At 47.7% G+C, this 12369-nt stretch carries 13 protein-coding genes; all 13 read right to left on the bottom strand.

The genetic code is table 11. The features are described from left to right. Positions 1-665: 665 nt before the first annotated feature. Positions 666-2015, bottom strand: a complete 1350-nt coding sequence (gene murA, locus ACYUJT_RS22300) for a UDP-N-acetylglucosamine 1-carboxyvinyltransferase (RefSeq protein WP_460326474.1) — start codon at positions 2013-2015, stop codon at positions 666-668. Between the two features lie 338 nt (positions 2016-2353). Then, the gene (locus tag ACYUJT_RS22305; protein ID WP_155612155.1) at positions 2354-2605 is read right to left on the bottom strand and encodes a DUF1146 family protein; all 252 of its coding nucleotides are present in this window, start codon (positions 2603-2605) and stop codon (positions 2354-2356) included. Positions 2606-3465: 860 nt separating this feature from the next. Then, positions 3466-3891 (bottom strand): F0F1 ATP synthase subunit epsilon, encoded by a 426-nt coding sequence (locus ACYUJT_RS22310; RefSeq protein ID WP_460326477.1) that lies wholly within the window; start codon positions 3889-3891, stop codon positions 3466-3468. A gap of 61 nt (positions 3892-3952) precedes the next feature. Beyond that, positions 3953-5353 (bottom strand): F0F1 ATP synthase subunit beta, encoded by a 1401-nt coding sequence (atpD, locus tag ACYUJT_RS22315; protein ID WP_460326479.1) that lies wholly within the window; start codon positions 5351-5353, stop codon positions 3953-3955. Between the two features lie 149 nt (positions 5354-5502). After that, positions 5503-6363 (bottom strand): ATP synthase F1 subunit gamma, encoded by an 861-nt coding sequence (atpG, locus tag ACYUJT_RS22320; protein WP_460326481.1) that lies wholly within the window; start codon positions 6361-6363, stop codon positions 5503-5505. Between the two features lie 315 nt (positions 6364-6678). Continuing rightward, complete coding sequence (atpA, locus tag ACYUJT_RS22325; protein WP_460326482.1) at positions 6679-8193, bottom strand: F0F1 ATP synthase subunit alpha; 1515 nt, start codon at positions 8191-8193, stop codon at positions 6679-6681. 15 nt (positions 8194-8208) lie between these two features. Continuing rightward, positions 8209-8757 (bottom strand): F0F1 ATP synthase subunit delta, encoded by a 549-nt coding sequence (locus tag ACYUJT_RS22330; RefSeq protein ID WP_460326484.1) that lies wholly within the window; start codon positions 8755-8757, stop codon positions 8209-8211. Next, a complete protein-coding gene (gene atpF, locus ACYUJT_RS22335; RefSeq protein WP_460326486.1) occupies positions 8754-9245 on the bottom strand; it encodes a F0F1 ATP synthase subunit B in 492 nt (163 codons plus the stop codon). The genes ACYUJT_RS22330 and atpF overlap by 4 nt, the downstream gene beginning before the upstream one ends. A gap of 102 nt (positions 9246-9347) precedes the next feature. Further along, on the bottom strand, positions 9348-9560 hold the full coding sequence (atpE, locus tag ACYUJT_RS22340) for a F0F1 ATP synthase subunit C (protein WP_006213098.1): 213 nt from the start codon (positions 9558-9560) through the stop codon (positions 9348-9350). Positions 9561-9658: 98 nt separating this feature from the next. Next, the gene (atpB, locus tag ACYUJT_RS22345; RefSeq protein WP_460326489.1) at positions 9659-10423 is read right to left on the bottom strand and encodes a F0F1 ATP synthase subunit A; all 765 of its coding nucleotides are present in this window, start codon (positions 10421-10423) and stop codon (positions 9659-9661) included. A 33-nt stretch (positions 10424-10456) separates the two neighbouring features. Continuing rightward, entirely contained in the window at positions 10457-10834 is a 378-nt protein-coding gene (locus tag ACYUJT_RS22350) for an ATP synthase subunit I (RefSeq protein ID WP_460326491.1), read from the bottom strand. Continuing rightward, the gene (locus tag ACYUJT_RS22355; protein ID WP_460326493.1) at positions 10827-11060 is read right to left on the bottom strand and encodes an AtpZ/AtpI family protein; all 234 of its coding nucleotides are present in this window, start codon (positions 11058-11060) and stop codon (positions 10827-10829) included. The genes ACYUJT_RS22350 and ACYUJT_RS22355 overlap by 8 nt, the downstream gene beginning before the upstream one ends. Before the next feature lie 104 nt (positions 11061-11164). After that, positions 11165-12331 (bottom strand): non-hydrolyzing UDP-N-acetylglucosamine 2-epimerase, encoded by a 1167-nt coding sequence (gene wecB / locus ACYUJT_RS22360; protein WP_460326495.1) that lies wholly within the window; start codon positions 12329-12331, stop codon positions 11165-11167. Positions 12332-12369 lie beyond the last annotated feature (38 nt).

Consider the following 12369-nt stretch of genomic DNA (forward strand, 5'->3'; position numbering starts at 1 on the left):
GTCGCCTGGCTTCCCTATGCAAGGAATTAAAGCGACCCTAGCGATTGAATTCGTTATACTTTTTGTTCGCTATACTTATAGATATGATCCGCACGCGCCTGCTAGAACCGGAAGAAGCAGATGCTCTGCCCGAATATATGAGAAACGCATAGTTTTGATATGATCACCAGCATAACCTAAAATATCTGCTCCTCATTAAACTGTACTTGTCGCTCAATATTCTGTGCTTACTCCTCAGTAGACTGGATTTGTGCTGAATCAATGCACTGCACATGTACTCAATGCATTGATTCAGCACTACTCAACACAGCGACCCCTTGCTAACGGACTATTTCTGCTTATTTGACTGATTTGAAATACTTAACGGACCCTGAAGCCCTTATTTGCACTCTTTTCTTATAAATAGGAGGTCATTTTGCAGAATAACGCAACCACGGTCCATACGCACCAGATTTTGCAGCTTTTATGTAAAATAACGGATCTACGGTCTGTTCGCCCAAGTGCGCACCGTGCCCACACCGGCCGCCTCGCCCAGCATGAACGTTGTTACACAATCGCAAAGCCGAACAAATCCCCGCCATCCCCTTTGCCGCAAAACGCAAAAAAGACCATGCTCTAGAACACGGTCTTCGAATACAGCAATAGGTTATGAAATTAATTCGCAATCATGCCCAGGTCGGTTGTACTTTGAGCATCGGGAGCTCATCCTTCTTATTGACAGGAACCCGATCGCTTTGGACAGCGGATTCTTTCTCGTCAAGAGTTATCCGCCAGATGTCTGCCCCTAGGCCAGATAGCTTTTCGGCCAAATTCACGTATCCGCGATCAATATGATGCGTTCCGCTTACTTCAGTCGTACCATCAGCAACGAGCCCGGCAATAATGAGTGCAGCCCCGGCACGCAAATCGGTAGCGCATACTTTGGCCCCGCTCAGCTTAGCTCCGCCCGTGATGATGGAAGTACGTCCTTCTACTTTAATTTCTGCGTTCATCAGTGCAAATTGCTCCACATGCATAAAACGATTCTCAAACACCGTTTCCGTCACGACGCTCGTTCCCTCGGACACAAGCAAAACCGCCATCATTTGCGACTGCATGTCAGTCGGGAAGCCTGGATAAGGCAGTGTTTTGACGTCTACGGCCTTCAGCGGCTTATCCGCTATGACCCGCACACCATTCTCGTGTACTTCAACCTTTGCGCCCATTTCCTCAAGTTTGGCAATGACAGGTCCAAGATGATCCGCAATCGCGCCTTCTACAAACACGTTACCGCCTGTCGTAGCCGCAGCAATCATAAACGTACCTGCTTCAATACGATCAGGGATCACGGTATGCTCGACACCGCGCAGCTTCTCCACGCCTTCGATACGGATGACGCCCGTTCCTGCACCGCGGACGATCGCGCCCATTCCGTTCAAGTAATTCGCGAGGTCAACGATTTCCGGCTCTTTCGCCGCATTCTCGATTACCGTCGTTCCTTCGGCCAGAGTAGCCGCCATCATAATATTCTCCGTTGCACCAACGCTAGCCACGTCCAGATAAATCTTCGCTCCGCGCAGGCGTCCATTCGATTTGGCTTCGATGAAGCCCTGTCCCAAGTTGATCTCGGCACCCATCGCTTCAAAGCCTTTCAAATGCTGATCAATGGGTCTCGTACCGATCGCACAGCCTCCAGGGAGAGAAATTCGCGTGTATCCCGTGCGAGTCAACAATGGCCCCATGACGAGAAAAGATGCCCGCATTTTCCGTACCCATTCGTACGGCGCTTCACAATTCGCGATCTTCTGCGCATTGACCGTAACTACTTCACGATCATATGTAACGGCCGCTCCGAGCGATTCCAATACTTTTATAATGGTCATCACATCATCTAGCGGCGGGGCATCACGAATTACGCTTACGCCTTTTTCCCCCAATAGCGATGCTGCGATGATCGGCAGCACTGAATTTTTAGCTCCGCTAACTTTAACGTTCCCGGACAAAATATTGCCGCCGCGGACGATAAATTTGCTCATCTTTGTTTCCCTCCGCGCGTTCATTTTCACCCTTATTTTCGATGCAAAATAAAGGTATCCCGCTCATTTCCCTAAATTTCATCATATCATCGGTAGCTTGAGGCGCACAAGGCTCTAATCATGTAGAAATAACACGAATCATAGAGAATTCCGTCTTATTTGCAAGCAATCACTAGTTCCCCTTGGCATAATCCTTATTCACCATTGTTGACACAATGTTTTGATGTTATTCGACAAACTTCACGCTGCGCATTATTACGCATCCAGGCTCCCAAGACCCCCAAAAATTCTCGTTAACCTCAAATAGTCTAACACACTTATAACCAAAGACTTAGGAATTAAAACATATAGCGAAGCATCTGCGTATATCCCAAGTACTCCAATATGAAGGCTGCAACAAACCGTCCCAGCACGATGGCCAGGAGCAAATGAAGCAGCTTGCCTTGCGGCCCCTTTGGATGCCGGATGAATAAATCCAGCTTGAGATTTTGCAATGCCCACCAGGACAGGACAATGCAAGCCAGCGATATTAAAATGGCCGTCAGGCCATTCATGCCAACCGAAGTCGGTACTGAATCCATGGGATTCATATCCGTGCCCCCCGCCTTGTTCTATACTTATGCAACCGCCCCGGAAAGGGTTAATACACTCTAAATATATATCGGCAAGCATAATGTAAAAAATTTATAGACCCTTTATATCATACTTGCCTGAGTGATAATAATCCAGTCTTTCTTTCCGCTCACAGCACTTCCATTTGTATATTTTTTCAAAACTTGTTTGACCGTGCCGCATCCACAAAAACACGCTCAGAATATTTGCCTCACTTCGGTCGTATAGATGCTTATTCATTCCCCATAATCGACATTTTTCTGCTTTGAAGCAACATAGCTCTATGTTACAAAATATTGTTTAATTCCGCTACATCGAATTTGCAGCCGTGGATACTATATCCAAATTCATGCATTCAAGTCAACCATACAGCATTTATCGTAATTCCTTCGGCAAGTTCTGCCAAAACTCTCACAAAACGTTCTGGGACATTATTCGTGCATAAGAATAGCAAAGAGGTTTTAGAGCAAGGCTCCAGTGCGTTGTTTCATACTGTTGATTCTTTAGTAAATGGCAAAACACTCATTTCCCCGCTGACCATCTTCCATTAAAATTATTCAGAATCAGGCCAATGTCCCAAAACAGATTGCATCTTAAGTCGGTCAAAAAAGGGGCTAGGGGAACAACTTTGACCCACTATTAATTACTACATTTTACAACTACCTCCTAATTTATACTTCTTTTTAATGAAGGTTGCAGGCGGAGGATTACAGGCGGCTGATCGCAACTTCCCTTATTAATGAAACCAAAACTGCCTTCAATGCTTCGCCCCCATAGTTTCCTACCATAAAAAGAAAAACTGAACACCGGGGTGTTCAGTTTTTCTTTAGGTTTGCAATTAATGATGCTTTTTGATCTTTGCGTTGCCGGACACATTAATTCGTGTAGAAGCCCTTTGCAGAGCCAGTTCAGCACGACGATGATCAATCCGATCCTGATTGCTGCCCGCAGACAACCTGCGCTCAGCACGCTCTCGCGCAGCTACCGCGCGATCGACATCGATCTCCTCCGGAAGCTCAGCGCTTTCTGCGAGAATGATAACCTTGTCTTTCTGAACTTCAACAAAGCCACCATGCACCGCAATTGTGGTCGAATTTCCACCGGATTTAGCCACAATTGGAGCAACTTGAAGCGGTGTTACCAGCGGAACGTGATGCGGCAAAATCCCAAGTTCGCCCTCGACACCGCGGACGGTCAGGCTATTCACCTGTTCGGAGAACACCACATGTTCCGGCGTAACAATTTCCAATAAAAAGGTGCTCACTAGTCATCCCTCCTGTTCGTGGGACAGTTCATTTCTGAAGCATCCGAGTTCACGGTGCGTGTTACAACGTTTTTGCTTTTTCTACAGCCTCTTCGATCGTACCAACGTAGAGGAAAGCCGCTTCTGGAAGGGAATCGTGCTTGCCTTCAAGGATTTCCTTGAAGCTGCGAACTGTTTCAGCAATCGGCACGTATTTCCCTTTGATTCCGGTAAACTCCTCTGCAACGTGGAACGGCTGTGACAAGAAGCGTTCAATTTTCCGTGCACGGGATACGATCAGTTTATCGTCCTCAGACAGCTCATCCATACCGAGGATCGCGATGATATCCTGCAATTCCTTATAACGGGCTAAAAGCTGTTTAACGCCTTGTGCCACATTATAGTGCTCTTCGCCAACGACTTCAGGCGTCAAAATCCGGGAGCTGGAAGCCAACGGGTCAACCGCAGGGAAAATCCCTTTCTCGGAAATTTTACGCTCAAGGTTCGTCGTAGCATCCAAGTGAGCAAATGTCGTCGCAGGAGCTGGATCCGTATAGTCATCCGCAGGAACGTAAATCGCTTGGATGGAAGTAACGGAACCTTTCTTCGTCGACGTAATCCGCTCTTGAAGCTGACCCATCTCTGTAGCAAGCGTTGGTTGGTAACCTACCGCCGAAGGCATACGTCCAAGAAGGGCGGAAACCTCTGAACCCGCTTGAGTAAAGCGGAAAATGTTATCGATAAAGAGAAGAACGTCACGACCCTCTTGGTCGCGGAAATATTCCGCCATCGTAAGGCCGGCCAAAGCTACGCGAAGACGTGCGCCTGGTGGTTCGTTCATTTGCCCGAATACCATCGCCGTTTTACTGATAACACCGGAATCGGTCATTTCATGGTACAAGTCGTTACCTTCACGCGTCCGCTCGCCTACGCCGGCAAATACGGAAATACCGCCGTGTTCTTGAGCGATGTTGTTGATCAGCTCTTGAATCGTAACGGTCTTACCAACACCCGCACCACCAAACAGGCCGATCTTACCGCCTTTGGCATATGGAGCAAGCAAATCGATAACTTTAATACCAGTCTCAAGAATTTCCGATTGTGTCGACAGCTCTTCAAATGTAGGCGGGTCGCGGTGGATCGGATTTCTGTCACCCGAAGTTACCTGTCCTTTATTATCAATCGTGTCTCCAAGCACGTTAAATACGCGGCCCAGAGTCACTTCACCTACTGGAACAGAAATTGGAGCGCCCAAGTCTACTGCTTCCACACCACGTACAAGACCATCGGTCGAGGACATGGCGATACAGCGGACAAGGTTGTCGCCCAAGTGATTGGATGCTTCCAGGATTAGACCGCTGTCTTCATCCTGCGCGCCCTCTTTCACAATTTTAATAGCGTTGAATATATCCGGGAGTTGTCCGCGTCCGAATTCAATGTCAACAACCGGACCCATTACGCTAACAACGCGTCCTTTGTTCATTATAGTTGTTTCCCTCCTTAAAGTTTTGCGGTGCTAAGCAGCCGGAAGACGTTCGCATGAGGAACATCACTTCCTTACAATGGCTGAGAGCCATACAGTAGCGCCTGGCGTTCCTGCATATCCGCAAACTATCATCGAAAACGAAAATGCTAGCCTTGGGCGTTGGCACCCGCCACAATTTCCGTAATTTCCTGGGTAATAGCCGCTTGACGAGCACGGTTATACGTCAGGGTCAATTCGTTGATCATTTTCGTTGCGTTCTTCGTTGCGCTGCTCATTGCTGTCATCTTCGCTCCAAGCTCACTCGCCTTCCCTTCCAAAAGGGCACCGAAAATCAGTGTTTCAGCATACTTTGGAAGCAGAACTTCAAGTACAGCTTCAGGTGAAGGCTCATACTCGTATTCCGCTGTCGGTCCGCTCGTTTCGACACTGTCGAATGGAAGCAAGCGATCTACGGTCGGCAACTGGCTCATCGCATTTATAAATTTGTTATAGCAAATATAGACCTCGTCAAATTGTTCCTCTTCAAAGCCCTGAACAGCCGCGTAAGCCAAAGACTTAATATCGGCGAATTTCGGCGAATCAGATAATTCGACGACATCCTTCAGCACAGGAAGCTCCCGGCGATTGAAGTAGTCCCGTCCTTTGCGTCCGATAACGTATAGACCGTATTCGGATTGGGATTGGTGCTTCTGGTTGATTTCATCCATCACTTTACGAAGAATATTCGTATTGTATCCGCCAACGAGCCCGCCGTCAGCCGTAATAACAATATAGGCCGTCCGTTTTACGGGGCGAGTCACGAGCATCGGATGCGTAACTCCGTCAGTGCTGGAAGCGATGCTGCTCACGACTTCTTTCAGCTTCTCTGCGTACGGGCGGGAGGATTGAGCCTTCTCTTGCGCTCTTCTAAGCTTGGCCGAAGCAACCATTTCCATCGCCTTCGTAATCTGACGGGTGTTCTGAACACTCTTGATTTGACGTTTTATCTCGCGAATCCCTTTTGCCATGATTTCACCACCCTCAAACTTTGGCTAAAGGCCAAAGTTACTTCGAAAGCATTACTCAGTTTTGGCAAAGCCAAAACTCGCATCGTAAGCATTATCTTGCTTTGGCTGTAAGCCAAAGTTACTTCGAAAAGCATACGCTTAACTTCACGTAACGTATTCTCAAATTTCGGCTCTTGCCAAAGCTAATCAGGCTACAGACCTGATTAGAACATTGTCCCGCTACAGGCTAAACGCGATCCAGCTTTGGCAGAACCAAAACGAGTATTCTTATAAGTAATCATGAACCGGCAAGCTCAGCCGATTCATGAAGCTGTATTAGTTAGATGCGGAAAAACCTCTTTTAAACTTCTCGATAACTTCTTTCAGTTTTTCCTCGTTTTCTGCCGTCAAATCTTTCGTGTCGCGGATCGACTGCAGAACTTCTTCATGCTGACTGTCCACAAAAGAGAGGAATTCAGCTTCAAAACGACGCACATCGCCAACTGGAATATCGTCAAGATATCCCTTGACTGCCGTATACAAGCTAATAACCTGCTTTTCAACGGAAAGAGGTTGGTTTACGCCCTGTTTCAGGATTTCCATCATACGGGAACCACGAGTCAGACGAGCTTGCGTCGACTTATCGAGGTCAGAACCGAATTGGGAGAATGCCTGAAGCTCGCGGTATTGCGCCAAATCCAGACGAAGCGTACCAGCAACCTTCTTCATCGCTTTGATTTGTGCGGACCCCCCTACCCGGGATACCGAAATACCGACGTTGATCGCCGGACGTTGACCGGAGTAGAACAGGTCGGACTCCAGGAAGATCTGACCGTCCGTAATGGAGATAACGTTCGTCGGAATATACGCCGATACGTCAGAAGCCTGGGTCTCGATAAATGGAAGCGCGGTAATCGAACCGCCGCCCAATTCATCACTCAGCTTCGCTGCACGCTCCAACAGGCGGGAATGCAGATAGAAGACGTCACCCGGATATGCCTCACGGCCCGGAGGACGGCGAAGCAAGAGGGACAACTCACGATAAGCAGCCGCTTGCTTGGACAAGTCGTCATAAATAATCAGTACGTGCTCGCCTTTGTACATGAAGTACTCGGCCATCGCAACGCCTGCATATGGTGCGATATAAAGAAGCGGTGACGGCTCCGAAGCGGATGCCGTAACAACGATCGTATAATCAAGCGCTCCATGACGGCGAAGCGTCTCAACCACGTTAACGACAGTCGATTGCTTCTGTCCGATAGCTACGTATACGCATTTTACGCCATTGCCTTTTTGGTTAATGATCGTATCGATCGCAATAGCAGTTTTACCCGTTTGACGGTCACCGATAATCAACTCGCGCTGTCCGCGGCCAATTGGAACCATCGAGTCGATCGCTTTGATCCCGGTTTGCATCGGCTCATGAACCGACTTCCGGTCGATAACGCCCGGCGCATTGTTCTCAACGGGACGGAATTCCGTCGTTGCGATAGGTCCTTTTCCATCTATCGGCTGGCCCAGCGGGTTCACGACGCGGCCTAGCAGAGCATCTCCAACAGGTACTTGCATGATTTGCCCGGTGCGTTTAACTTGGTTACCTTCACGAATATCGCTGTATGGTCCTAGAATAACAACCCCAACGTTGCTTTCTTCCAGGTTCAGCGCAAGGCCAAAAACGCCGTTCTCAAACTCGAGTAGTTCGTTTGCCATGGCGTTCTCAAGCCCGTGGACGCGAGCGATACCGTCACCAACTTGAATAACGGTGCCGACTTCGGCCACTTCAATTTCCGATTTATATTGTTCGATCTGACTTTTAATCAGCGTACTGATTTCTTCAGGTCTGATACTCAAGTTTTTCACCCCTATCTACAGTGCTTGTCTTCGAAAAGACTTCTCAAACCGTTCAAGCTTTCCAGCCAAACTTCCATCATACAGCGTATCGCCGATTCTGACTTTCATTCCGCCGAGCAGATCCTTGTCAATCTCGTTCAGAACACGAATTTTCTTGTTGACCAAAGCGCCAAATTCGTCCGCGATCGCCGCCTTCTCCTCTTCATTCAGAGGGTAAGTCGTATAGACCGTTGCGGTAGCCAGTCCAAATGCTTCGCCAGTAATTTTGATGTAGCGGTCTAGCAATTCCGGCAAAATTCCGATTCTTCCCCGTTCTACGAGAAGCTTCACCAATGAGACAACAGACTTCGACAGTTTGCCCTCCAAGGCTCCCTCAAGCGCTTCCCATTTAGCTGCTTCCGAAATATTCGGGGAAGAAATAAATTTCTGTATATCTTTATCCTCATTAAAAGCATGTACGAGAGCTCTGATTTCCTGTTCAACTTCCAGTGTACGCCCTTCCTGCGCTGCAATTTCATACAGGGCTTTGGCGTATCTGCCCGCTACAACAGCTTCACGGCTCATGATTTGCTACCTACCTCTTTAAGATATTGGTTAACAAGCTTCTCTTGTTCTTCTGGATTGTTCTCGACCTCACGCTCGATCAGCTTAGAGGCAATGTTGACAGAGAAAGTACCAATCTCGCCGCGCAAGGAATCGACGGCTTTGTTTCTTTCGCTCTCGATATCGCGGATCGCTTCGTTCTTCATGCGAGTAGTGTCCTGCTTCGCCTGCTCCAGCAAATCACGCGCTTGCTTGCTGCTGCTTTGTTTCGCTTGCTCGATGATTTCATAGGCTTCTTGACGAGCCTGATTAAGAGCAGCCTTCTGCTCCTCGACATAGACATTTGCCTGCTCTTTCGTTTGCTTCGCTTCTTCCAGTTGCCCGAGCACCAACTCGCGGCGCTGCTCCATTACCGCAAATAACTTACTGAAAGCGTATTTGCTAAGCAACCAATAAAGAATCACAAACGCAATTATGGTAATGACAATATTCTCCCAAAGGACAGTCACCGAAGTCACTCCTTTCCGTTAATAATAGTTTCTGATTATTTCTATGCTCTTAAAACGAAGGCGCGGATGGCATAGGCCCTCCCCGCCAAACCGAAACTATTATTAAGAGAACATGATCAAGAATGCAATAACTGTAGCCGCAAGAGGTACTACCTCGACGATACCAACACCGATAAACATTGTTGTTTGAAGCGGTCCACGTGCTTCTGGTTGACGAGCGATGGATTCCACCGTTCTACTAACGATCATACCGTTACCAAGACCTGCGCCAAGTGCGCCCAAACCAACTGCGATAGCTGCTGCCAAAAATTCCATTGTAAATATCCTCCTTAAACTATTCTCATTGTGATTTTTTTAAATATAATAGATCTCTTCCGGGGCGAGCCGGATGCGGCTCGTGCCTTCCGAGTTTATTAATGATCTTCTTCGTGAATCGTTGTCTGTGCAATGTATACCATCGTAAGGATCGTAAATATGAAGGCTTGAAGCGCGCCGATAAATATACTGAACCCTTGCCATACGGCCAAGAATGGAATACCTAAGAATCCCATCTTCAGAATGACCGTGATCAGAACCTCGCCCGCAAAAATGTTTGCGAACAAACGAATCGCAAGAGCGACCGGTTTTGCCAGGTTCTCAATGATGTTGAGCGGCAAGAAGAACGGATACGGCTCGATATAATGCTTCAGATAATGCTTGCGGTTCAGCTTAAGACCAAGGTAGTTCATCAAGATGAATACGACGATCGCAAGCCCGGCCGTTACCGATATGTCCGCTGTAGGCGATTTCCACCAAAGCAGTTCGACATGATTCCCATCGCTAAGGCCTCTTGTCGCTTCAATAATGAAGCCCAGAAAGCTCTCCTCTTTATGAGCCTCTGTAATAATACTGAAAGGCAATCCAAGCAGGTTGGATATGAAAATGAACAGAATAAGCGTAAGCCCTAGGGATATGTAAGGCTTCCCCTTCTTCAGATCCATCGCGCTTCCGACAATCCCCTGGACAAATTCGACTACCCATTCCATAAAATTTTGCATTTTGGAAGGGTTTTCGACAGAAAGATTGCTAACGGCCAGTCTGCATAATACAAACACAATTAGCGAACTGACTAGCAGCATGAAGATTGCGGAAAGATCAAGATTGAATCCCCCAAGATTAATCACCGGTGCTGAATGCATGTGTTAATGTTCACCCCTTTCCCGATTAAGCTGTTAAGATTTGTTTCGGAGCCCGATCACAATGCTCGCCGGGATGGTCAGTAGCTGCGGCACAAAAAGTCCGATAATGGCGGATACTAGCGATACCTGTTCGAACTTTGCCGCAACCATGACTGTAATGAATACCAGACAAATTCTAGTAATGAAACCAAAGTTGAATTTCCGCTGTTCCTGACTAACTGCAAGCTCAACCAACTGCCGTACCTTGATGGACAAATATCGGACATATAGCAGTCCGACAACTAATCCCAGAAACAATCCGGCCAATAACGGCCTGTATTCCGGGGCAAAAGCCCATCCAAAAAGAACTGCGGAGAGCAACAGGAACGTTAACCGGGATACGGCTGTAACAATGGAACCCAAATCATCCATTTTGCGCCCCCAAAAACTTTTTGATAAGTACGAATATGTTGACGATTCCTGACAAGAGACCGATTATGGCTCCAATGGCAACCCAATAACTTGGACCGCCAAAACGCTCCACCAACCATCTTGCACCCAAAAAGCCGATCACAATATACATAGCCAGCAAAAAGCCCGCTCCACCAATGGCAGCGACGGCAATCCAAGGATTACCATTATTATCAGGAATTTTCATATCGGACAATCCCAACTTATTTTACTGAATGTGTCTACTTTTTGTCAACGAATGCATTCAAAACCGTACAGTATAACTGTATGCTATCTCGTTCAAAAACACAATTATTGATCATTCGAATTTGTGAACTTTCTGTGAAAATCCTCGGGACGATGATCAATTACACCGAAATGGTGATATATCGCATTGACAATTCTTTCGGATGCCTTTCCGTCTCCGTAAGGATTTGCCGCACGACTCATAGATTCATACAGCGAACTATCCGTCAGCAGTGCCTTGATCCGTTCATAAACCATCTCCTCATCCGTACCGACCAGCTCAAGCGTTCCCGCTTCAATCCCTTCCGGACGCTCCGTCGTATCGCGCAGCACAAGCACCGGGACGCCAAAGGAAGGAGCTTCCTCCTGCATGCCGCCCGAATCCGTCACGATCAGATGAGTGTGCGGATAAATGTTGTGGAAATCCACAACGTCAAGAGGTTCGATCAGTTTGATGCGCGGATGTTCTCCCAATGTGGCATGCGCCGGCTCTCTAACCGGAGGACTAGGATGCACCGGATAGACGATGGCGACATCCTCGAACTCGTCAGCAATGCGCTTCACAGCACGGAAAATGTTCATATGCGGCTCGCCTTGCGATTCCCGGCGGTGAGCCGTCATAAGAATCAGTCGTTTTCCGGTGGCAAAGTCCAGCGCTGAGTTCCAGTAATTAGGCTGTACTGTATATTGAAACACATCGGTTATCGTGTTGCCTGTGATATATATACTTGACTCCGGCTTATTTTCCTTGCGCAAATTGTTGGCCGACCACTCGGTCGGGGCAAAATGCAGATCCGCCAGAACTCCCGTTAATTGGCGGTTCATCTCCTCCGGATATGGCGACCATTTATTCCAAGTGCGCAGTCCTGCCTCGACATGCCCAATTTTAATACCTTGCAGAAACGCTGCATAGCTTGCCAAAAAAGTGGTCAGCGTATCCCCATGGACAAGCACGATATCCGGCTTCGCCTCGCGCAGAACGCTCTCCAAGCCGCCCAGAACTCTTATCGTGATTTCATTGAGGGTCTGATTCGGCTTCATGACATCCAGGTCATAGTCCGGAACGATCTTGAACACCTCGAGCACCTGGTCCAGCATCTCGCGATGCTGGGCAGTAACGCAGACCACCGATTCGATATGCTCCTTATGCTTCTGCAACTCGAGAATTAATGGAGCCATCTTGATCGCTTCAGGCCTGACGCCAAAAATTGTCATTACCTTGATTTTAGACATGATAATTCCTTTCCTTAATTAATATCGCTTAATTGCGA

This window comes from Paenibacillus sp. YSY-4.3 (assembly GCF_054767475.1).

Bases quoted from the DNA above. Each gene is read 5' to 3' on its own strand.
- murA (WP_460326474.1), bottom strand. From the start codon at position 2,015: ATGAGCAAATTTATCGTCCGCGGCGGCAATATTTTGTCCGGGAACGTT.
- ACYUJT_RS22305 (WP_155612155.1), bottom strand. From the start codon at position 2,605: ATGAATCCCATGGATTCAGTACCGACTTCGGTTGGCATGAATGGCCTG.
- atpD (WP_460326479.1), bottom strand. From the start codon at position 5,353: ATGAACAAAGGACGCGTTGTTAGCGTAATGGGTCCGGTTGTTGACATT.
- atpG (WP_460326481.1), bottom strand. From the start codon at position 6,363: ATGGCAAAAGGGATTCGCGAGATAAAACGTCAAATCAAGAGTGTTCAG.
- ACYUJT_RS22330 (WP_460326484.1), bottom strand. From the start codon at position 8,757: ATGAGCCGTGAAGCTGTTGTAGCGGGCAGATACGCCAAAGCCCTGTAT.
- atpE (WP_006213098.1), bottom strand. From the start codon at position 9,560: ATGGAATTTTTGGCAGCAGCTATCGCAGTTGGTTTGGGCGCACTTGGC.
- atpB (WP_460326489.1), bottom strand. From the start codon at position 10,423: ATGCATTCAGCACCGGTGATTAATCTTGGGGGATTCAATCTTGATCTT.
- ACYUJT_RS22350 (WP_460326491.1), bottom strand. From the start codon at position 10,834: ATGGATGATTTGGGTTCCATTGTTACAGCCGTATCCCGGTTAACGTTC.
- ACYUJT_RS22355 (WP_460326493.1), bottom strand. From the start codon at position 11,060: ATGAAAATTCCTGATAATAATGGTAATCCTTGGATTGCCGTCGCTGCC.
- wecB (WP_460326495.1), bottom strand. From the start codon at position 12,331: ATGTCTAAAATCAAGGTAATGACAATTTTTGGCGTCAGGCCTGAAGCG.